Raw genomic sequence first — 21,853 nt, 5'->3', positions numbered from 1 at the left:
ATAGCCCGCTCACCGCAGTATGGTCTTGTCGCCACCTTGTACCAAGGCAGCATTACATCACGTATGTAGAATCAGAATTATGTTTGTCAGAAAGAGGGGCGCTCGCCCAGCAACCACTGGCAGACCCGGGTTACGCCGGGAGGCGGGTTGCCTGGACAGACAAGCAGGGCGTATTCGTGATCCGTCTCCAGCACCGGGACGAAGGGGGCTACCAGGGCACCGCTCTCCAGCTCCTCGGCCACTATGGTGGGATCCCCGAGGGAGAGGCCAAACCCCTGCAACGCGGCATTCATCGCCAAGTCCAGGGTATCGAACAACTGTCCCCCCTGGGGTTGCCAGGGGGTCGCGATGAAGGCGGCAAACCAGTTGCGCCAATCCCGCCGATCGACGCTGGCATGGATCAGGGGGAGCAAGGGGAGCTCCTCCAGGGAGCGCTCGAACAGGCGGTGCTTGGCGGCAAACGCCGGGGCGCAGACCGGGGTCAGCTGCTCCCGGAACAGGGGCTGGCTGTTGGGATAGCGCCCCAGGCAGGGCTGGTAGACGATGGCGAGATCGAACGGCTCCCGGGAGAAGTCGATGCCGTGGTGGTGGCTGCCGCGTACCTCCACCGCCTCCCCCTCGAACGCCTGCAGCCGCCGCAGCACCCAGCGGCTGGCGCAGGAGGGCACCTTGATGCTGATGGCCTGCTCGTGGGGCAGGGCCTGCAGGGCGCTGAGCCCCTCCCCCATGCGCACCAGCCCCTCCCGGATGAAGGGCAGCAGGCGCTCGGCGGCCGGGGTCAGGGTCAGGCTGCGGGTGCCGCGCACGAACAGCAGGTGCCCCAGGCGCGCCTCCAGCTGGGCGATCTGCTTGCTCACGGCCCCCTGGCTGACGCACAGCTCGTCGGCGGCCAGGGTGAAGCTCAGGTGACGGGCGGCGCACTCGAAGACCTGCAAACCGTAGAGGGGCAGCTGGGTGCGCGGCGGGGTGAATAACATGACAAGCCTCCATGCTTGAGAAAAACTCATGCATACCATGCCGAATAATCCGTTGTCCGGCAAGCGCCCCGGGGGCTAAAACAGGGGCTCATTCCCACACTCAGGTGACGGCGCCATGTCTTCCCCCCAGGTTCTCAGCAAACTGCCCCAGGTGGGCACCACCATCTTCACCGTGATCGGGGATCTGGCCGCCCGCCACCCCAGCATCAACCTCTCCCAGGGGGCGCCGAGCTTCCCCTGCGATCCCGAGCTCATCCGGGTGACCCACGAGGCCATGCTGGCCGGCGAGAACCAGTACGCTCCCATGACCGGGCTGCCCGCCCTGCGCGAGCAGTTGGTGGCCAAGATTGCGACCAGTTACGGTCACCACTATGACGCTAGCGAGGAGATCACCATCACCGCCAGCGCCAGCGAGGCCCTGTTCTGTGCCATCACCGCCCTGGTTCACCCCGGTGACGAGGTGATCATGTTCGAGCCGGCGTTCGACAGCTACCGCCCCATGATCCAGCTGCAGGGGGCCACCCCCGTGGTGATCGCCCTCAAGGCGCCGGATTTTGCCATCCCCTGGGAGGAGGTGGCCGCCCGCATCACTCCGCGCACCCGCATGATAGTGCTCAACACCCCCCACAACCCGACCGGCACCGTCTGGCAGGCAGGGGATCAGGAGCACCTCGCCCGCCTGGTGCGCGGCACCGACATCCTGATCCTCTCGGACGAGGTGTATGAGCACGTGGTGTTCGACGGCGCCCTGCACCAGAGCGTCATCCGTTACCCGGAGCTGGTGGAACGCTCGGTCGCCGTCTTCTCCTTCGGCAAGACCTTCCACGTCACCGGCTGGCGGGTGGGCTACTGCGTGGCCCCCCGTCCCCTGATGGAGGAGATCCGCAAGGTGCACCAGTTCGCCATGTTTGCCGCCGACACCCCCATGCAGTACGGCTTCGCCCACCTGTTGCAGCAACCGGCCCACTACCAGGGGCTGGCGGCCTTCTACCAGCGCAAGCGCGACTTGCTGACCTCGGCCCTGGCAGAGTCGCGTCTGACACTGCTCCCCTCCGCCGGCAGCTTCTTCATGCTGGCGAGCTACGAGCGCATCAGCGACGAGTCCGACAGCCTGTTCGTGCAGCGGCTGATCCGCGATCACGGGGTCGCCACCATCCCCGTCTCCGCCTTCTATCACGACGGCACGGATCAACGGGTCATCCGCCTCTCCTTCTCCAAGGATGACGACACCCTGCTGGCGGGCGCCGAGCGCCTGTGCCGCGTCTAGGAGGCCACATGGAGAGCGTACGCGTCGCCGTGCTGCAGATGGTCTCCGGGGACAGTCTCGACCACAACCTGACCCAGGCCGAGGTGCTGCTGCGCCAGGCGGCGGCCGAGGGAGCCGAGTTCGCCCAGTTGCCCGAATACTTCTACCTGATGCCGGTCGATGAGCGGGCACGGGTCGCCCTGGCCGCCCCCGTCGGCGATCACCCCCTGCTGGCCTGGGTACAGGGGCTGGCCCGGGAGCTCGGGATCTGGATCCTGGCCGGCACCCTGCCGCTGGCCAGCCACGAGCCCGGCAAGATGCACAACAGCAGCCTGCTCGTCGACCCCGAGGGCCACCTGGCCTGCCGTTACGACAAGCTGCATCTGTTTGGCTTTTGCACCGGGCAGGAGCAGTATGACGAGGCCGCGACCATGACCCCGGGGGAAGCGGTGGTGAGCCATCCCCTGCCCTGGGGATTGCTGCGCCTCGGGATCTGCTACGACCTGCGCTTCCCGGAGCTGTTCCGGCTGAGGCCGGCCCCCGACGTCATCGCCCTGCCCGCTGCCTTCACCCACACCACGGGGCTCGCACACTGGGAGCTGCTGCTGCGGGCCCGGGCGGTAGAGAACCTGGCCTTCGTGCTGGCCTCGGCCCAGGGGGGGGACCACCCCGGCGGGCGCCGCACCTTCGGCCACAGCATGATCATCGACCCCTGGGGCCGGGTACTGGCCCGGGTCGAGGAGGGTCAGGGCATGGCCATCGCCACCCTGGATCTGGCAGCCCAGCGCACGGTGCGCAGCCAGCTGCCGGCCTTCGCCCATCGCAAGATAGCCGTCGGCCCCTAGGCCGACACCCGTTACGACCATCGACACGACGCCACACTCAAGGGACTGACTATGAAACTCAACACCGCAATGATGCTGGTGGCCCTGGCCACCACAGGCCAGGCCGCCGCCAAACCCCTGGTGATCGCCACCGACGCCACCTATCCCCCCTTCGAAATGGTCGACAGCAGCGGCAAGCTCGGCGGCTTCGAGGTCGAGCTGGCCTACGCCCTGTGCGAGGCCATGAAGACCGAGTGCGAGGTGATCAACCAGCCCTGGGATGCCCTGCTCCCCGGCTTGCAGGTGCGCAAGTACGACGCCATCATGTCCTCCATGAACATCACCGACGAGCGGCGCCAGAAGGTGGACTTCAGCCAGGTCTACTACATGATGCAGAACCGCTTCGTGGGGCGCAGCGACAAGGCCGCCGACTTCGCCGACGAGCCGGCGCACTTCAAGGACAAGGTGATCGCGGTGCAGGAGGGCACGCCCCAGGACAACTTTGTCACCGCCCGCTACGGCGACGTGGCCAAGATCAAGCGCTACGTCAACGCCCAGTCCCCCATGCTGGATCTGCAGTCCGGTCGCGCCGACTACACCTTCGGCAACATGGTGCAGTTGAAGGTGGGCTTCCTCGACAAGGAGATGGGCAAGCAGTTCGCCTTCGTCGGTCCCCAGTTCAACGGCACTCAGGACAAGATCCTGGGCGAAGGGGTGGCGGTGGCGCTGCGCAAGAACAACGACCAGCTCAAGAGCCAGTTCGATGCCGCCATCGAGAGCGTCAAGGCCGACGGCACCTTCGAACAACTGCTCAAGAAGTACCAGCTCGAAGACCTGCTCTAAGCGCTCAACTGGCGGACCCTCGGCCTCAACTTGCCATGCCGGTCGGGCAACCCGACTGGCATGGTCTTTTTGGGAGTGCTCACCGCCCCTCAATGCCGTGGCAAGCGCAAGACATGCCCGCAGGCAACATTCGCCGTTGCAGATGGTCATGACGCCCTGCCCGCCGACACTCCCAAGTACCTCCCCCATTTCCCCCCTGCCGATTAAACCAGCGGACAATTCCCCCAAGCTTCGCTCTGGCGGCACTATGGTTTACCATGCAGACAATTGTGGTGCCTGGCACCGCCCACCCTGGCGCCAGGCGCCGCCGTCACCGGATACCCCATCTCGAACAACATGAGCAACACAGCGCACCCGGGCAGCGGGCCCACATTTTTCTTTCATGACTACGAAACCTTCGGCATCAGTCCGGCCAAGGACAGACCGGCGCAGTTTGCCGGCATTCGCACCGATGCGGATTTCAACCTCATCGGCGAGCCGCTGGTCATCTATTGCAAGCCGCCGGCGGACTATCTGCCGCAGCCGGAAGCGTGTCTTATCACCGGCATCACGCCGCAAAAGGCGATGAAGGATGGGCTGTGCGAGGCGGACTTCATCCGCCAGATCCACGAGCAGTTTGCCACCCCGGGCACCTGCGTGCTGGGCTACAACAGCATCCGCTTCGATGACGAGGTGACCCGCTACACCCTCTACCGCAACTTCTACGACCCCTATGCCTACAGCTGGCAGAACGGCAACTCCCGCTGGGATATTCTCGACATGTTGCGGGCCTGCTACGCCCTGCGCCCGGAGGGGATCGAGTGGGCCTTTGACGAGGAGGGTAAGCCGAGTTTCCGACTCGAAAAGCTGACGGTGGCCAACGGCGTGGCCCACGCCAACGCCCACGACGCGCTCTCCGACGTCCTGGCCACCATAGAGATGGCCAAACTGGTGAAAAAGGCCCAGCCCAAGCTGTTTGGTTATCTCTTTGATCTGCGCAACAAGAACAAGGTCAAGGCGCTCATTGACGTGGTGACCATGAAGCCGCTGGTCCATGTCTCCGGCATGTTCTCTCCCTGGCAGGGCTGCGTGAGCTGGGTATCGCCGCTCGCCTGGCACCCCACCAACCAGAACGCGGTGATCATGGTGGATCTGACCCGCGACCCGACTCCACTCATCGAGCTGTCGAGCGAGGAGATCCGCGAGCGCCTCTACACCAAAAAAGAGGAGCTGGGGGATCTGGCGGGCATTCCGGTCAAGCTGGTGCACATCAACAAGTGCCCAGTGCTGGCACCGGCAGCCACCCTGACAGCAGCGCGCGCCGATGAGTTGGGCGTCAATCGGGAGCAGTGCCGCAAGAGCCTGGATCTGCTGCGCGCCCACCCCGAGGTGCGGGAAAAACTGGTGGAGGTGTTCAACCAGGAGTTTGCCAGCGGCAATGACGGCGATCCGGATACCCAGCTCTACGCTGGCTTCTTCGGCCATGGCGACAAATCCACCATGGATCTGGTGCGCGCCACCCCGCCGGATCTGCTGGGGGAACGGGAGTTCGCCTTCAGCGACGCCCGCCTGCCGGAGATGTTGTTCCGCTACCGCGCCCGCAACTGGCCCCATACCTTGAGCGAAGCGGAACAGAAACGCTGGCGTCTGCACTGCAGCGACTACTTCAGCCATCATCTACCCGATTACGCCCCTCGCCTCGAAGCGCTGGCAGAACAAAATCAGGGTAACGAACGGAACTTTGCGATTCTCAAGAGTCTCTATCGCTATCTGGAAGAGTTATGAGTTGTGAGTGATTTCACATAAATCTCCCCCACGGTTCCCCTTCATCGCGCAATAATGACGAAGGGGAATTTTCCTCAAGTACCAATATCTTGAACGTCTCGCCATGATGGTGAGACCCGGTCAACCGGATACCTGTCTGCCTATGCCTTCTTTGCGCGCGCTGTCTGGATTACTGGCTCTGCTGCCCCTGTTTGCCCAGGGCGCCTATCGTTTCGATGTCCCAGACTATCTTGCCCGACTGCCGGAGCAGACCTACCAGATCGTGGCCCACAGCTTCAACACCCTCTACGAGAAGACCGACTTTACACCCCAGATCACCAACAGCTACTTCAACGACTCCCCCCTCTACAAGTTTGTCGGGGTGCCGCTGGCCATCAGCGCCCACTCGGGCTTCCAGCTGGAGGTGTTCGGGCAGGCCTACAACCGCGCCTCCCAGGCCTATGTGCACCTGAGTGAGGACATGTCCCTCTATCGGGTGATGCGGGTGGATCTTATCGGCAACCCCAACGATCAGCTGGCCATCGGCTTTGGTCTCGGCGTGCCATTAAGTTCGCAACTGACCCTCAAGGCCATCGTCTCCAACAACGATATTCCGGGCTATGGCTCCGCCAATTACGCCGTCGGCTTTGAGTGGCATTACTGACCCCATTGCAACCCTCATAGGCAAATCAGGCTCCTCACGGGGCCTGATTTGTTTGTCACTGCGTCTTGATCAGAGGTAGCGGATCACTCGCCCCTCGCCCCCTTGCAGGGTGAGTGAAGTGCCAACCGACTGCTCATCCCAAAAATCCACCCCGCCTTCTGGCAGCAAAAATTCCTGGGGCAGCGCCTCCCAATTGAACAGGCAGAGCAACGTCTCGCCACCTGGCAGGCTCACCTCGCCGCAGGCAAAGTCCATCGCCTCGAAACGGGCGGAAGGGGCGCGGGCCGCACACAGGGCCAGCAACCGCTTGAGCTGCGCCCCCTGCGCCTCGTCAAGATCCTGCAGCCTGTCTCCCGCCAGCATCATGCCGCCGCTTGCCACCAGCGCCGCCAGATGAAAGTGATAATCGGTGGCGCTGGCCTGTTGACTCGGCAGATCTCGCAGGCAAATGCAGTCGGGATCCAGCGCCCACAGCCGGTCGTTTTGCCAGGCACGGCAGAACGCCTCGCGGGCTATCTGGCGAAAACGGGGGCCGTGGCGCTCCACGTCGTCACTCACCCGCATGCCGTGCACCAGCCCCAGGCTCGGCCAGATGGGGGCGTTGCAGCCGAGCAGGAAGGCCCCCTCGCCCGCCCCGCGCAAGATGGCGGCCATGCCGCGCCGATAGGCCTCGACCCGGGTGGCGGACGGGTCGTGGAACTGGCCGCCGTGAGTGGCGCCCCAGAAGTTCGCATCGAGCTTGAAGTAGTGGATGCCCCACTGCTCGCGCAGGGTGCGAAACACCCGTTCGAGATGGGCCTGCACCTCGGGGTGGGTGCCGTCCAGCACATACCAGGGAGTGCAGCGCCAGCCGCCGTAGGTGACCCGCTCGGAAGGCAGCGGCAAGCCGTCATCTCCTTTCACGAACCAGTCGGGATGATCCAGAAAGACTTGCGAGGTGGGCTCGGCGATAAAGGGGGCGACCCAGAGGGCGGGCTCGCAGCCGGCGGCGCGGATCTCTGCGGCCAGCGCCGCTACCCCTTGTTCGAATTTCGCGGAAGGGGTGAGCCAGTCTCCCATTTTGGCCTGATAGCCATCGTCTATCTGCACGTAGCGCAGGGCCGGGAAGCGCTCGGCGCGCACCGCCAGGTTCTCGCGAATGTCGGCGGCGCTCACATCGCTGTAGTAGTGATACCAGGAGCACCAGCCGCTGGGGCGCGTGGTGACCTGGCCGATCAGCGATCCATGCTCAGCCTCGATCAGATTCGCCAGCTCGGCCAGCAGATCCTCACGCTCCGGCCCTTCCAGGCAGATCAGCGCCTCGCTCTGCCAGTGCTGGCCGGCAGGCAGCAGACGATCCTCGCTGTTCATCAGGATCTGCAGGCGACCATCGGGATAGAGGCGAAACTCGCCGCCAAAGCGGTGGCAGCTGGCAAAGGCGAGCAGCAGCCAGCCCTTGCCGTGCTCTACCAGCAGCAGGTTGTGCACAGTGTGAAAACCTTCGTCATCGGTGATGCGATAGACGCTGGCATCGGGGCAACGCCCCACCGGCTGCGGCGATTGCCAGCTGCCCATGGTCTGGGCCAGCATCTGGAACCCCTCCCCATAGACGGGCGCATCAGGCGAGAGGCCGAGCTTGCCGTCAAACAGCACCCAACGCCCCACCGGGGTATCGTCACACCCCGTGTTGTCGAGGCGCACCCGGCACAGGGGGCCATCCCATTGGCGGGTTTGCAACAAGTTCGCGGGCAGATCATTATCGGTCGCCAGCTGGCGGATACGGGACAAGAGGGATGTCATCACTACTCCTTGTAGTTCGAAAAGGGTTCTATCAGACAATTTTCAAAAACGAAACTTCAATTAAATCAGCTTCAAACGAACTGATTTCAGCTGTTATTGTTTTAATGCCGCGACCCGGCCTCTCTGGTAAACTGCGCTTTTCTTCACAGTTACCAAGAAGGGGCTCACGTGATCGCGCAACGTGCCTTGCTATACCTTCGTGACTTTATGGTCATCGTCGCCTGCCTGCTGGCAGGCAAAACCGTGGCAGCCATCCTGCCCTTCGCCTTCCCTGGCAGCATCATCGGCATGCTGCTGCTGTTCGTGCTGCTCTCGCTGCAACTGGTGAAGTTGCAGTGGGTCGAGCTCGGTGCCGGTCTGCTGCTGCGCCATATGGGGGTCCTGTTCGTGCCGGTGGCCGTGGGCCTGGTGGCCTGGCTGGAACCCCTGCGCCAATCCTTGGGCCTCATCATGCTCTGCATCGTGGTGGGCATAGTGCTGATCCTCGGCACCGTCGGGCACCTTTATCAGAGGATGAACAAATGATCTTCTGGCTCGCCATTCCTCTGACCCTGGCACTCTATTTTGCCACCCGGGCGCTTCATCGCCGTCTGCCCTGGCCCATCATCAATCCGGTGCTGGTGCCCACCACCGTCATCATCGGTCTGCTGCTCTGGCTTGACCTGCCCCTTGAGCAGTACGAAAGCGGCACCCGCCCCATCACGGCGCTGCTGGAGCCCGCCGTGGTGGCGCTGGCCCTGCCGCTCTATCAGCAGGCACGCCAGATCCGGGCCAGGCTCAAGCCCATCCTAGTCTGCACCCTGGCCTCGGTATTGATCTCGGTATGTACTACCTTGCTGATCGGTCATTTTATGGGCGCCGACCCGGCACTACTTGCGTCCCTGATCACAAAATCCATCACCACGCCACTGGCCATGAGTGTGAGCCAGTCCCTCGGCGGCATTCCCGCCATCGCCGCCGCCGTGGTGGTGGTGGTCGGGATCATCGGCGCCCTGATTGGGTATCCGCTGCTCAAGCTGATGCGGGTCACTGACCCCGAGGCCCAGGGGCTGGCTGTGGGCGCCTGTGCCCACGCCATCGGTACCGCCACCTCCGCCGAACAGGGCATAGTCCAGGGGGCCTTCTCGTCGCTCGCCATGGTGGTGTGCGGCATTCTCACCGCTGCCGTCGCGCCACTCCTGTTCACCCTCTATCACTGGCTGAGCTAAGCCTTCGTCAGGCGGGCCTGCGGGCCCGCCCGTGCGACCTGCCGCACAATTTGCACAAGACAAACGTTTCCATTACTATCCCGCTCCGTTTGCCCGTCAGGGCGTGAGCAAGCTCACACAATTCACCGAGCTTGCTCCCTACAATGGCCCCCCAATTGGCCTTTGAGGACACACTATGCATCCCCGTTTTGCCAAGCCACTCGATACCCTGCCCGCCCCGCTCAAAGCGGCGCTGCTGCCCATGCTCGACCCTGCCGACGGCAGTGCGTTCAATGCCCGTTTTACCCCGGATCAGGTCGCTACCCTGAAAGCCGCCAGCGGCCTTGATGATCGCGCCCTGCGCCTGGTTCTGCTGCCACTGGCCGCCGCCTGCTCGGTCGCCCCCATCTCCAAGTTTTTTGTCGGCGCCATCGCCTGCGGCCTGAGCGGCACCTGGTATTTCGGCGCCAACATGGAGTTCGCAGGCCAGGGCCTGTTCCACTCGGTGCACGCCGAGCAGTCCGCCATCTCCAACGCCTGGCTGGGTGGCGAGACCGGGATCTCTGAAATCACCGTCAACTACACCCCCTGCGGCCACTGCCGCCAGTTCATGAACGAGCTGAGCACCGCCAAGACCCTGCAGGTCTCTCTGCCCGATGATCTCAGTGCCCTGCAATCCTTCCTGCCCCACTCCTTCGGACCGGCGGATCTCGATATCACAGATGCCCTGATGAGCCCGCAGTCCCACGACGAGCTGGTCCTGGAGAGTGAAGATCCCCTCTGGCAGGCCGCTCTGGCTGCTGCTCGCCAAAGCTATGCGCCCTACAGCCAGGGTTATGCCGCGGTGGCGCTGCAATTTGCCGATGGCCGCCTCTTCTGTGGTCGCTACGCCGAGAACGCCGCCTTCAACCCCAGTCTGCCGCCGATGCAGATGGCCTGCGCCCATGCGGTGTTGAACGGTGCGGATCTCGCCACCATCCGTCGCGCCGTGCTGCTGGAGAGCAAAAACGGCCAGATCAGCCAGCGCGACGCCGCCCAGTCCACCCTCAAGGCACTGGGATCGGTCGAGCTGGAGTACCTGGCTGTCTAACCAGCTACCTTGCCTCTCTATCGCCAAGGCCCCCGCATCTAGGATGCGGGGGCCTTTTTTATCTGGATCCGCCCTCTTTGATACTCAACGAACTCCGTTGCTCCTCATGCCCGGAGTTCAACTTAATTGCCGCCACGGCGGGTGCCGCACGCCTGTTCCGGCCACTTGCAAGTGACGCCATGCAAAGGCGCCTAACCTGTCGCACTAAATGCCAGAAAACCAATCATCAACAACATTGAAAACCAGTTAAATAAATGTAAATAGATATTTATACCAATTATATCTTACCCAGTTGAATATACTGTGGCGGCTGATTAAGGTGGGGGCCTTATCAAGGCATCAGTCAAGGAAAGACGTATGGAGATAGTGGTACTCGGGGGTGGCGTCATTGGTGTAACCAGCGCCTGGTATCTGGCAAAAGCGGGCCATCAGGTGACCCTGCTGGAGCGGCGAGAGGGGGTGGCGCTTGAAACCAGCCACGCCAATGCCGGCCAGATCTCCCCCGGTTACGCTGCCCCCTGGGCGGCCCCCGGCATTCCCCTCAAGGCGGCCAAATGGATGCTGCAAAAGCATGCACCCTTCACGGTGCGCCCCACCGCCGACCCTTTCCAGCTGCGCTGGATGCTGAAGATGCTGGCCAACTGCACCCCGGCGGCCTATGCCACCAACAAGGGGCGCATGGTGCGCCTGGCCGAGTACAGCCGCGATTGCATGAAGGTGCTGCGCGATGAACTGGCCCTCGACTACGAGGGGCGCCAGCTCGGCACCCTGCAACTGTTTCGAAGCCAGGCCCAGCTGGATGCCAGCAAGCGCGATATCGAGGTGCTGGAAGAGTACGGTGTCCCCTACCAGTCGCTGGATGACAGCGGCTGCGAAGAGGCCGAACCGGCCCTGGCACGGGTGCGCGGCAAGATAGTGGGCGGCCTGCGCCTGCCTGGCGACGAGACCGGCGACTGCTTCCGCTTTACCAAAGCGCTGGCGCTGGAAGCGCAGAAACTCGGGGTCAAATTCGTCTTCAACTGCGACATCGACGAGATTGAGGTCTCCCATGGCCGCGCCGTGGCGGTGCGGGCGGGCGAACAGCGCTACCGTGCCGAGGCCATCGTCTGCGCCCTTGGCAGCTACGGCACCGGCTTCCTGCGTCCGCTGCTGCGTCCGCTCGGGCTGGAGCTGCCGGTCTATCCGGTCAAGGGCTACTCCCTCACCCTGCCGATGACCAATCCGGATGCGGCCCCCCGCAGCACAGTGCTGGATGAAACCTACAAGGTGGCCATCACCCGTTTTGACGAGCGGATCAGGGTCGGCGGCATGGCAGAGCTCTCGGGCTACAACCTGGTGCTCAACCCCAAACGCCATGACACCCTGGCCATGGTGGTGGGCGATCTCTTCCCCGAAGGGGGGGACATCAGCCGCGCCGAGTTCTGGACCGGGTTGCGCCCCATGACGCCGGACGGCACCCCGCTGGTGGGCCCAAGCCCCATCCCCGGGCTCTGGCTCAACACGGGCCACGGCACCCTGGGCTGGACCATGGCGGCAGGTTCTGGCCAACTGCTCTGCGATCTGATTAGCGGCAGTGCAACCGCCATCAGCGACGAAGGGCTGACCCTGGCTCGCTACGCCTGAGTCGCCCCAGACTCCATCGGCAGGCCACCTTATGCAGGTGGCCTGCCTGTTTTTTCACCCCCGCCTCTCCCCGCTTCTTTTCTGCGCCGCTTTTTCCGCCTCCCTACGGTGTTCACACCGCTGGATATTGCAGCGAACGACACAGAATATTGCGCAATTCGACTTGCGCCCGCCGCCACAATCCGTAATGTGGACAGACACATTTTTCGCAACTCGTATTTTGTAACCAGCTTGTAAATGGCCGGCGCCATACAAGGGGTCACGGGATCCACAACGCATTATTAAGCAGCTATCCAGGGTAGGACATTATGAAAAAAGTAGGTTTGGTCGGTTGGCGTGGCATGGTGGGATCGGTTCTGATGAGCCGGATGCAGGAAGAGCAGGATTTCGCCCATATTCAACCTACCTTCTTCACGTAAGTATTCACCGGAACAGTATTGACACAGGAAAAATGAGACGATCGTCTCTTGATCCCACTTTCCTGCTTGCTTGATCCTGCTCCTTAGATACGCTCCCCCCATGAGCAAAAACACCATGCATTCCGCGGGAATGCCCACCACTCTGGAGCAGGCCAACGAGCTGATTTATAAGCTCCTCGACCGCATCGCCGAGCTGGAGGACCGCCTCAATCAGCACAGCGGCAACTCCTCCAAGCCGCCTTCCAGCGACGGCCCCGGTGCACCGCCGCCGGCCCGCAAGCGTCCGGCGTCCGGCAAGCAACGGGGGGCGCAGCCCGGTCACAAGGGACATCGCCGCGAGCGGCATCCGCTTGATGCCCGCCTGACCCTGGTCCCGCATTACCCTGCCGCCGATTGCGCTTGCTGTGGCGGGGACATGGTGGCCCATGCCAAACCCTATCAGGTTCATCAGGTGTTCGAGCTGCCCGAGGTGAGCTATCTCGTCACCGAACACCAACTGTATCGTGCGACCTGCTCACGGTGTATCGGCACGACCCAGGCCGCACTGCCAGACAACGTCAGCAGCAGCCAGATGGGGGCCAATCTGCTCAGCTACATCGCGCTGCAAAGCGGCCAGTTTCACCAGAGCGTCAGCCAGATACAGCAGCAGCTCAAACAGCATTTCGGCCTGAGTTTTAGCCGGGGCGCCATCAGTGAGGCGCAGGGGCGGGTGAGTGCCATGCTCACCCCGACCTACCAGGCCATCAAGCAGCAGGTGCAGACGGCCACCCACGTTCATGCCGATGAGACCCGGCATCAGCGGGGTGGAGAGCGCCGCTGGATGTGGCTGGCGCTGAGCAAGATAGCCGTCTGCTTCATGACGGCCTATGGCCGTGGTCAGGAGGCGGCCAAGCGGCTGCTGGGCGCCGAGTTTGACGGGGTGCTGGTGACCGACCAGTACGCCGGCTACCGGTTTATCGACGCCGACCAGCGGCAACTGTGCTGGGCCCACGTGGCCCGCAATCTCGTGGCCATCGCCGAGAGTAGCGAGCAGTGCAACCAGCCCATCGGTGCCCGGTTGGTCTTGCTGGCGGATGCGGTGTTTCGTACCCGGCACCGTTGGGAAAGCGGTGCGTTGAGCAAGCAGAAATACCTGCGCAGGCTCGCGCGTTACCGGCAAAGCTGGCGAAGCCAGTTGGAGCGCGGCGCCCTGTTGTGCAGCAAACGCTACCGTGGACGATGCCAGTTGCTGCTGCGGGATGACGAGATGCTGTGGCGGTTTATGACTGACGACGAAATAGCGCTGACCAACAACGAGGCGGAGCGGGCGCTGCGTGGCTATGTGCTCTGGCGCAAGGGTAGCTACGGCGTGTGGTCTCACCGGGGCGAGCTGTTTCGCCAGCGCATCCTGTCGTTGGTGGAGACCGGCAAGCGATTGGGCCGCTGCCCACAGGAGTGGTTGAGGGCCGTGGTCAGGGCGTGCATCGAGAAGACAGATTATCCCATCCCGGCAGAACTGATGCCGTCAACCCCGTCCTGGTGAATAGATACGTTCGAAAAGGGTTCTATCAGACAATTTTCAAAAACGAAACTTCAATTAAATCAGCTTCAAACGAACTGATTTCAGCTGTTATTGTTTTAATGCCGCGACCCGGCCTCTCTGGTAAACTGCGCTTTTCTTCACAGTTACCAAGAAGGGGCTCACGTGATCGCGCAACGTGCCTTGCTATACCTTCGTGACTTTATGGTCATCGTCGCCTGCCTGCTGGCAGGCAAAACCGTGGCAGCCATCCTGCCCTTCGCCTTCCCTGGCAGCATCATCGGCATGCTGCTGCTGTTCGTGCTGCTCTCGCTGCAACTGGTGAAGTTGCAGTGGGTCGAGCTCGGTGCCGGTCTGCTGCTGCGCCATATGGGGGTCCTGTTCGTGCCGGTGGCCGTGGGCCTGGTGGCCTGGCTGGAACCCCTGCGCCAATCCTTGGGCCTCATCATGCTCTGCATCGTGGTGGGCATAGTGCTGATCCTCGGCACCGTCGGGCACCTTTATCAGAGGATGAACAAATGATCTTCTGGCTCGCCATTCCTCTGACCCTGGCACTCTATTTTGCCACCCGGGCGCTTCATCGCCGTCTGCCCTGGCCCATCATCAATCCGGTGCTGGTGCCCACCACCGTCATCATCGGTCTGCTGCTCTGGCTTGACCTGCCCCTTGAGCAGTACGAAAGCGGCACCCGCCCCATCACGGCGCTGCTGGAGCCCGCCGTGGTGGCGCTGGCCCTGCCGCTCTATCAGCAGGCACGCCAGATCCGGGCCAGGCTCAAGCCCATCCTAGTCTGCACCCTGGCCTCGGTATTGATCTCGGTATGTACTACCTTGCTGATCGGTCATTTTATGGGCGCCGACCCGGCACTACTTGCGTCCCTGATCACAAAATCCATCACCACGCCACTGGCCATGAGTGTGAGCCAGTCCCTCGGCGGCATTCCCGCCATCGCCGCCGCCGTGGTGGTGGTGGTCGGGATCATCGGCGCCCTGATTGGGTATCCGCTGCTCAAGCTGATGCGGGTCACTGACCCCGAGGCCCAGGGGCTGGCTGTGGGCGCCTGTGCCCACGCCATCGGTACCGCCACCTCCGCCGAACAGGGCATAGTCCAGGGGGCCTTCTCGTCGCTCGCCATGGTGGTGTGCGGCATTCTCACCGCTGCCGTCGCGCCACTCCTGTTCACCCTCTATCACTGGCTGAGCTAAGCCTTCGTCAGGCGGGCCTGCGGGCCCGCCCGTGCGACCTGCCGCACAATTTGCACAAGACAAACGTTTCCATTACTATCCCGCTCCGTTTGCCCGTCAGGGCGTGAGCAAGCTCACACAATTCACCGAGCTTGCTCCCTACAATGGCCCCCCAATTGGCCTTTGAGGACACACTATGCATCCCCGTTTTGCCAAGCCACTCGATACCCTGCCCGCCCCGCTCAAAGCGGCGCTGCTGCCCATGCTCGACCCTGCCGACGGCAGTGCGTTCAATGCCCGTTTTACCCCGGATCAGGTCGCTACCCTGAAAGCCGCCAGCGGCCTTGATGATCGCGCCCTGCGCCTGGTTCTGCTGCCACTGGCCGCCGCCTGCTCGGTCGCCCCCATCTCCAAGTTTTTTGTCGGCGCCATCGCCTGCGGCCTGAGCGGCACCTGGTATTTCGGCGCCAACATGGAGTTCGCAGGCCAGGGCCTGTTCCACTCGGTGCACGCCGAGCAGTCCGCCATCTCCAACGCCTGGCTGGGTGGCGAGACCGGGATCTCTGAAATCACCGTCAACTACACCCCCTGCGGCCACTGCCGCCAGTTCATGAACGAGCTGAGCACCGCCAAGACCCTGCAGGTCTCTCTGCCCGATGATCTCAGTGCCCTGCAATCCTTCCTGCCCCACTCCTTCGGACCGGCGGATCTCGATATCACAGATGCCCTGATGAGCCCGCAGTCCCACGACGAGCTGGTCCTGGAGAGTGAAGATCCCCTCTGGCAGGCCGCTCTGGCTGCTGCTCGCCAAAGCTATGCGCCCTACAGCCAGGGTTATGCCGCGGTGGCGCTGCAATTTGCCGATGGCCGCCTCTTCTGTGGTCGCTACGCCGAGAACGCCGCCTTCAACCCCAGTCTGCCGCCGATGCAGATGGCCTGCGCCCATGCGGTGTTGAACGGTGCGGATCTCGCCACCATCCGTCGCGCCGTGCTGCTGGAGAGCAAAAACGGCCAGATCAGCCAGCGCGACGCCGCCCAGTCCACCCTCAAGGCACTGGGATCGGTCGAGCTGGAGTACCTGGCTGTCTAACCAGCTACCTTGCCTCTCTATCGCCAAGGCCCCCGCATCTAGGATGCGGGGGCCTTTTTTATCTGGATCCGCCCTCTTTGATACTCAACGAACTCCGTTGCTCCTCATGCCCGGAGTTCAACTTAATTGCCGCCACGGCGGGTGCCGCACGCCTGTTCCGGCCACTTGCAAGTGACGCCATGCAAAGGCGCCTAACCTGTCGCACTAAATGCCAGAAAACCAATCATCAACAACATTGAAAACCAGTTAAATAAATGTAAATAGATATTTATACCAATTATATCTTACCCAGTTGAATATACTGTGGCGGCTGATTAAGGTGGGGGCCTTATCAAGGCATCAGTCAAGGAAAGACGTATGGAGATAGTGGTACTCGGGGGTGGCGTCATTGGTGTAACCAGCGCCTGGTATCTGGCAAAAGCGGGCCATCAGGTGACCCTGCTGGAGCGGCGAGAGGGGGTGGCGCTTGAAACCAGCCACGCCAATGCCGGCCAGATCTCCCCCGGTTACGCTGCCCCCTGGGCGGCCCCCGGCATTCCCCTCAAGGCGGCCAAATGGATGCTGCAAAAGCATGCACCCTTCACGGTGCGCCCCACCGCCGACCCTTTCCAGCTGCGCTGGATGCTGAAGATGCTGGCCAACTGCACCCCGGCGGCCTATGCCACCAACAAGGGGCGCATGGTGCGCCTGGCCGAGTACAGCCGCGATTGCATGAAGGTGCTGCGCGATGAACTGGCCCTCGACTACGAGGGGCGCCAGCTCGGCACCCTGCAACTGTTTCGAAGCCAGGCCCAGCTGGATGCCAGCAAGCGCGATATCGAGGTGCTGGAAGAGTACGGTGTCCCCTACCAGTCGCTGGATGACAGCGGCTGCGAAGAGGCCGAACCGGCCCTGGCACGGGTGCGCGGCAAGATAGTGGGCGGCCTGCGCCTGCCTGGCGACGAGACCGGCGACTGCTTCCGCTTTACCAAAGCGCTGGCGCTGGAAGCGCAGAAACTCGGGGTCAAATTCGTCTTCAACTGCGACATCGACGAGATTGAGGTCTCCCATGGCCGCGCCGTGGCGGTGCGGGCGGGCGAACAGCGCTACCGTGCCGAGGCCATCGTCTGCGCCCTTGGCAGCTACGGCACCGGCTTCCTGCGTCCGCTGCTGCGTCCGCTCGGGCTGGAGCTGCCGGTCTATCCGGTCAAGGGCTACTCCCTCACCCTGCCGATGACCAATCCGGATGCGGCCCCCCGCAGCACAGTGCTGGATGAAACCTACAAGGTGGCCATCACCCGTTTTGACGAGCGGATCAGGGTCGGCGGCATGGCAGAGCTCTCGGGCTACAACCTGGTGCTCAACCCCAAACGCCATGACACCCTGGCCATGGTGGTGGGCGATCTCTTCCCCGAAGGGGGGGACATCAGCCGCGCCGAGTTCTGGACCGGGTTGCGCCCCATGACGCCGGACGGCACCCCGCTGGTGGGCCCAAGCCCCATCCCCGGGCTCTGGCTCAACACGGGCCACGGCACCCTGGGCTGGACCATGGCGGCAGGTTCTGGCCAACTGCTCTGCGATCTGATTAGCGGCAGTGCAACCGCCATCAGCGACGAAGGGCTGACCCTGGCTCGCTACGCCTGAGTCGCCCCAGACTCCATCGGCAGGCCACCTTATGCAGGTGGCCTGCCTGTTTTTTCACCCCCGCCTCTCCCCGCTTCTTTTCTGCGCCGCTTTTTCCGCCTCCCTACGGTGTTCACACCGCTGGATATTGCAGCGAACGACACAGAATATTGCGCAATTCGACTTGCGCCCGCCGCCACAATCCGTAATGTGGACAGACACATTTTTCGCAACTCGTATTTTGTAACCAGCTTGTAAATGGCCGGCGCCATACAAGGGGTCACGGGATCCACAACGCATTATTAAGCAGCTATCCAGGGTAGGACATTATGAAAAAAGTAGGTTTGGTCGGTTGGCGTGGCATGGTGGGATCGGTTCTGATGAGCCGGATGCAGGAAGAGCAGGATTTCGCCCATATTCAACCTACCTTCTTCACCACTTCCCAGGCCGGTGAGGCCGCCCCCAACTTCGGCGTCGATGCCGGCACTCTGCAGGATGCCTTCGACATCGAGGCATTGGCCAGGCAGGAGATCATCATCACCGCCCAGGGCGGCGATTACACCAAGGATGTCTATCCGCGCCTGAAGGCCGCCGGCTGGCAGGGTTACTGGATTGACGCCGCCTCTTCCCTGCGCATGGAGCAGGACGCCGTCATCATCTTGGATCCGGTCAACGGTGACGTCATCGAGCAGGCGCTGAACGATGGCATCAAGACCTTCGTTGGTGGCAACTGCACCGTCAGCCTGATGCTGCTGGCTTTGGGCGGCCTGTTCAAGGCCGATTTGGTGGAGTGGGTGAGCGTGGCCACCTATCAGGCCGCCTCCGGTGGCGGTGCCCGTCATATGCGCGAGCTGGTGACCCAGATGGGGATCCTGCGCGACGAGGTGGCGGTAGAGCTGGCCGATCCCGCCTCCGCCATTCTCGATATCGAGCGCAAGATCACCGAGAAGACCCGCTCCGGCACCCTGCCGGTGGACAACTTCGGCGTGCCGCTGGCCGGTGGCCTCATCCCCTGGATCGACACCAAGCTCGACAACGGCCAGAGCCGTGAAGAGTGGAAAGGCCAGGCCGAGACCAACAAGATCCTGGGGATCCAGGATGCCGCCATCCCGGTGGATGGTCTGTGCGTGCGGATCGGCGCCCTGCGCTGCCACAGCCAGGCGTTCACCATCAAGCTGAAGAAGGATGTGCCGCTGGCAGAAATTGAATCTCTGCTGGCCGCCCACAACGACTGGGTCAAGGTGATCCCCAACGATCGCGACATCACCGCCCGCGAGCTGACCCCGGCTGCCGTCACCGGTACCCTCAGCATCCCGGTGGGTCGTCTACGCAAGCTCAACATGGGCCCCGAGTACCTGGCCGCCTTCACCGTGGGTGACCAGCTGCTGTGGGGCGCCGCCGAGCCCCTGCGCCGCATGCTGCGTATCCTGCTGGCCCGCTAATTCGCCGCGCCAATGCCAAAAGGGCGGGGAGTCACACTCCCCGCCCTTTTTTACGGCCTCTTGCTGGTGGTTTCTTTGTCTGTCAGTCGCACCTGATGTAAGTATTCACCGGAACAGTATTGACACAGGAAAAATGAGACGATCGTCTCTTGATCCCACTTTCCTGCTTGCTTGATCCTGCTCCTTAGATACGCTCCCCCCATGAGCAAAAACACCATGCATTCCGCGGGAATGCCCACCACTCTGGAGCAGGCCAACGAGCTGATTTATAAGCTCCTCGACCGCATCGCCGAGCTGGAGGACCGCCTCAATCAGCACAGCGGCAACTCCTCCAAGCCGCCTTCCAGCGACGGCCCCGGTGCACCGCCGCCGGCCCGCAAGCGTCCGGCGTCCGGCAAGCAACGGGGGGCGCAGCCCGGTCACAAGGGACATCGCCGCGAGCGGCATCCGCTTGATGCCCGCCTGACCCTGGTCCCGCATTACCCTGCCGCCGATTGCGCTTGCTGTGGCGGGGACATGGTGGCCCATGCCAAACCCTATCAGGTTCATCAGGTGTTCGAGCTGCCCGAGGTGAGCTATCTCGTCACCGAACACCAACTGTATCGTGCGACCTGCTCACGGTGTATCGGCACGACCCAGGCCGCACTGCCAGACAACGTCAGCAGCAGCCAGATGGGGGCCAATCTGCTCAGCTACATCGCGCTGCAAAGCGGCCAGTTTCACCAGAGCGTCAGCCAGATACAGCAGCAGCTCAAACAGCATTTCGGCCTGAGTTTTAGCCGGGGCGCCATCAGTGAGGCGCAGGGGCGGGTGAGTGCCATGCTCACCCCGACCTACCAGGCCATCAAGCAGCAGGTGCAGACGGCCACCCACGTTCATGCCGATGAGACCCGGCATCAGCGGGGTGGAGAGCGCCGCTGGATGTGGCTGGCGCTGAGCAAGATAGCCGTCTGCTTCATGACGGCCTATGGCCGTGGTCAGGAGGCGGCCAAGCGGCTGCTGGGCGCCGAGTTTGACGGGGTGCTGGTGACCGACCAGTACGCCGGCTACCGGTTTATCGACGCCGACCAGCGGCAACTGTGCTGGGCCCACGTGGCCCGCAATCTCGTGGCCATCGCCGAGAGTAGCGAGCAGTGCAACCAGCCCATCGGTGCCCGGTTGGTCTTGCTGGCGGATGCGGTGTTTCGTACCCGGCACCGTTGGGAAAGCGGTGCGTTGAGCAAGCAGAAATACCTGCGCAGGCTCGCGCGTTACCGGCAAAGCTGGCGAAGCCAGTTGGAGCGCGGCGCCCTGTTGTGCAGCAAACGCTACCGTGGACGATGCCAGTTGCTGCTGCGGGATGACGAGATGCTGTGGCGGTTTATGACTGACGACGAAATAGCGCTGACCAACAACGAGGCGGAGCGGGCGCTGCGTGGCTATGTGCTCTGGCGCAAGGGTAGCTACGGCGTGTGGTCTCACCGGGGCGAGCTGTTTCGCCAGCGCATCCTGTCGTTGGTGGAGACCGGCAAGCGATTGGGCCGCTGCCCACAGGAGTGGTTGAGGGCCGTGGTCAGGGCGTGCATCGAGAAGACAGATTATCCCATCCCGGCAGAACTGATGCCGTCAACCCCGTCCTGGTGAATAGATACCACCTGATGGCACAGGGCAAGCCGCGCCCATTACGCCTTAACGTTGTTCTGCCCCATCCCTGTGGGTGTATTCCAGTTCTGTTCCACCCACTCAACGCCAATGTCAGCATTGAATGTCACTACTGATGCCTGTGCCCATCTTGGCGAAGTAGTCAGGCTCCAGGCCCGCACTTATGCCAGCACGATACGCTGGCAGCCGCTGTAGATCTCGGCGCGCCCCGGGCGACAGAACCCCACCAGGGTGAGACCGGTCTGCTCGGCCCGCGCCACCGCCAGTTCGGTGGCAGCCGAGATGGCGAGCAGGATCTCCACCCCGGCGCTGGCAGCCTTTTGCACCATCTCGAAACTGGCGCGGCTGGTCACCAGGATGGCGCCATCGCGCCGGCCGGTGCGACACAGGTGGCCCACCAGCTTGTCGAGCGCAATATGGCGCCCCACGTCCTCGCGAATGGCGAGGATGTTGCCCGCCCCGTCCACATGCACGGCGGCGTGGGTGGCGCCGGTGCACTGCCCCAGCAACTGCAGGGGGCGCAGCCCATCCAGCACCTTGTCGATAAGGCCTATCGCAAAACGCTGGCTGTCCGGCAAGGGGGGCAAGGTGCGCACCACCTGCTCCAGACTCTCGCTGCCACAGATGCCGCAACCGGTGCGTCCCGCCAGGGTGCGCCGCTTCTCTTTCAGGCGATAGATGCAGCGATTGGCCAGGGTGATGTGCAGCTCGATGCCCTGACAGCCATTGACCTGCTCGATATCGTGAATGTCGTGCAGGCCGTCGATGATCCCCTCAGAGAGGGAGAAGCCGATGGCAAAATCCTCCAGATCGGCGGCCGAGCACATCATCACGCTGTGGGCGATACCGTTGTAGACCAGCGCCACCGGGGTTTCGCAGGGCAGCTGCATGGCGCTGTCGGTGGTCACCTCACGCCCCTGATAGTGCACCACCTCGCGCGGCGCCGCGCACCGGAACACGTCACTCTCTTGCCACATCTT

General features: G+C 62.9%; 20 protein-coding genes. 17 read left to right on the top strand and 3 right to left on the bottom strand.

Features of this window, described 5'->3' with window-relative positions; translation table 11 throughout:
- Positions 1 to 86: 86 nt before the first annotated feature.
- Positions 87 to 977, bottom strand: coding sequence for a LysR family transcriptional regulator (locus I6L37_RS15205; protein ID WP_216992280.1), 891 nt, complete (start codon positions 975 to 977; stop codon positions 87 to 89).
- 115 nt (positions 978 to 1,092) lie between these two features.
- Here I6L37_RS15205 and I6L37_RS15200 point away from each other — a divergent pair, with 115 nt between their 5' ends.
- From I6L37_RS15200 to I6L37_RS15180, 5 genes are all read left to right on the top strand, one after another.
- A complete protein-coding gene (locus tag I6L37_RS15200; RefSeq protein ID WP_216992279.1) occupies positions 1,093 to 2,244 on the top strand; it encodes a methionine aminotransferase in 1,152 nt (383 codons plus the stop codon).
- An 8-nt stretch (positions 2,245 to 2,252) separates the two neighbouring features.
- Positions 2,253 to 3,068, top strand: a complete 816-nt coding sequence (locus I6L37_RS15195; RefSeq protein ID WP_216992278.1) for a carbon-nitrogen hydrolase family protein — start codon at positions 2,253 to 2,255, stop codon at positions 3,066 to 3,068.
- A gap of 51 nt (positions 3,069 to 3,119) precedes the next feature.
- Positions 3,120 to 3,890, top strand: a complete 771-nt coding sequence (locus tag I6L37_RS15190) for an ABC transporter substrate-binding protein (protein ID WP_216992277.1) — start codon at positions 3,120 to 3,122, stop codon at positions 3,888 to 3,890.
- 336 nt (positions 3,891 to 4,226) lie between these two features.
- Positions 4,227 to 5,654, top strand: a complete 1,428-nt coding sequence (sbcB, locus tag I6L37_RS15185; RefSeq protein WP_216992276.1) for an exodeoxyribonuclease I — start codon at positions 4,227 to 4,229, stop codon at positions 5,652 to 5,654.
- A gap of 142 nt (positions 5,655 to 5,796) precedes the next feature.
- Positions 5,797 to 6,297 carry a hypothetical protein gene (locus I6L37_RS15180; RefSeq protein ID WP_216992275.1) on the top strand — a complete coding sequence of 167 codons (501 nt, stop codon included), beginning with the start codon at positions 5,797 to 5,799 and terminating at the stop codon, positions 6,295 to 6,297.
- 69 nt (positions 6,298 to 6,366) lie between these two features.
- Here the strand turns inward: I6L37_RS15180 and I6L37_RS15175 are convergent, their stop codons facing one another.
- Positions 6,367 to 8,076: a glycoside hydrolase family 36 protein gene (locus I6L37_RS15175; protein ID WP_216992274.1), complete on the bottom strand. Its 1,710-nt coding sequence runs from the start codon at positions 8,074 to 8,076 to the stop codon at positions 6,367 to 6,369.
- Positions 8,077 to 8,244: 168 nt separating this feature from the next.
- Here I6L37_RS15175 and I6L37_RS15170 point away from each other — a divergent pair, with 168 nt between their 5' ends.
- The 12 genes from I6L37_RS15170 (at position 8,245) to I6L37_RS15115 (ending at position 20,855) form a co-directional block, all read left to right on the top strand.
- Positions 8,245 to 8,601, top strand: a complete 357-nt coding sequence (locus I6L37_RS15170) for a CidA/LrgA family protein (protein ID WP_026457331.1) — start codon at positions 8,245 to 8,247, stop codon at positions 8,599 to 8,601.
- Positions 8,598 to 9,284, top strand: a complete 687-nt coding sequence (locus I6L37_RS15165; RefSeq protein WP_124238175.1) for an LrgB family protein — start codon at positions 8,598 to 8,600, stop codon at positions 9,282 to 9,284. The genes I6L37_RS15170 and I6L37_RS15165 overlap by 4 nt, the downstream gene beginning before the upstream one ends.
- Before the next feature lie 175 nt (positions 9,285 to 9,459).
- Entirely contained in the window at positions 9,460 to 10,353 is an 894-nt protein-coding gene (cdd, locus tag I6L37_RS15160; protein ID WP_216992272.1) for a cytidine deaminase, read from the top strand.
- A 357-nt stretch (positions 10,354 to 10,710) separates the two neighbouring features.
- Positions 10,711 to 11,976 (top strand): D-amino acid dehydrogenase, encoded by a 1,266-nt coding sequence (locus tag I6L37_RS15155; RefSeq protein ID WP_201939447.1) that lies wholly within the window; start codon positions 10,711 to 10,713, stop codon positions 11,974 to 11,976.
- Positions 11,977 to 12,284: 308 nt separating this feature from the next.
- Entirely contained in the window at positions 12,285 to 12,395 is a 111-nt protein-coding gene (locus I6L37_RS15150) for a hypothetical protein (protein WP_216992273.1), read from the top strand.
- A gap of 100 nt (positions 12,396 to 12,495) precedes the next feature.
- Positions 12,496 to 13,917: an IS66-like element ISKpn15 family transposase gene (locus tag I6L37_RS15145; RefSeq protein ID WP_032495448.1), complete on the top strand. Its 1,422-nt coding sequence runs from the start codon at positions 12,496 to 12,498 to the stop codon at positions 13,915 to 13,917.
- 162 nt (positions 13,918 to 14,079) lie between these two features.
- Complete coding sequence (locus tag I6L37_RS15140; RefSeq protein WP_026457331.1) at positions 14,080 to 14,436, top strand: CidA/LrgA family protein; 357 nt, start codon at positions 14,080 to 14,082, stop codon at positions 14,434 to 14,436.
- Entirely contained in the window at positions 14,433 to 15,119 is a 687-nt protein-coding gene (locus I6L37_RS15135; RefSeq protein WP_124238175.1) for an LrgB family protein, read from the top strand. The genes I6L37_RS15140 and I6L37_RS15135 overlap by 4 nt, the downstream gene beginning before the upstream one ends.
- A 175-nt stretch (positions 15,120 to 15,294) precedes the next feature.
- Positions 15,295 to 16,188: a cytidine deaminase gene (cdd, locus tag I6L37_RS15130; protein WP_216992272.1), complete on the top strand. Its 894-nt coding sequence runs from the start codon at positions 15,295 to 15,297 to the stop codon at positions 16,186 to 16,188.
- Positions 16,189 to 16,545: 357 nt separating this feature from the next.
- Positions 16,546 to 17,811 (top strand): D-amino acid dehydrogenase, encoded by a 1,266-nt coding sequence (locus tag I6L37_RS15125; RefSeq protein WP_201939447.1) that lies wholly within the window; start codon positions 16,546 to 16,548, stop codon positions 17,809 to 17,811.
- 308 nt (positions 17,812 to 18,119) lie between these two features.
- Complete coding sequence (gene asd / locus I6L37_RS15120) at positions 18,120 to 19,232, top strand: aspartate-semialdehyde dehydrogenase (RefSeq protein ID WP_042026412.1); 1,113 nt, start codon at positions 18,120 to 18,122, stop codon at positions 19,230 to 19,232.
- 201 nt (positions 19,233 to 19,433) lie between these two features.
- Positions 19,434 to 20,855, top strand: coding sequence for an IS66-like element ISKpn15 family transposase (locus tag I6L37_RS15115; protein WP_032495448.1), 1,422 nt, complete (start codon positions 19,434 to 19,436; stop codon positions 20,853 to 20,855).
- Between the two features lie 179 nt (positions 20,856 to 21,034).
- On the opposite strand, the gene fdhD is transcribed toward I6L37_RS15115, so the two are convergent.
- Positions 21,035 to 21,850, bottom strand: a complete 816-nt coding sequence (gene fdhD / locus I6L37_RS15110; protein ID WP_216992271.1) for a formate dehydrogenase accessory sulfurtransferase FdhD — start codon at positions 21,848 to 21,850, stop codon at positions 21,035 to 21,037.
- Positions 21,851 to 21,853: the final 3 nt, after the last annotated feature.

The organism is Aeromonas sp. FDAARGOS 1407, assembly GCF_019048725.1.
GTDB classification, from domain to species: Bacteria; Pseudomonadota; Gammaproteobacteria; order Enterobacterales; family Aeromonadaceae; genus Aeromonas; species Aeromonas enteropelogenes.
This window is presented reverse-complemented; position numbering and strand designations above follow the sequence as displayed.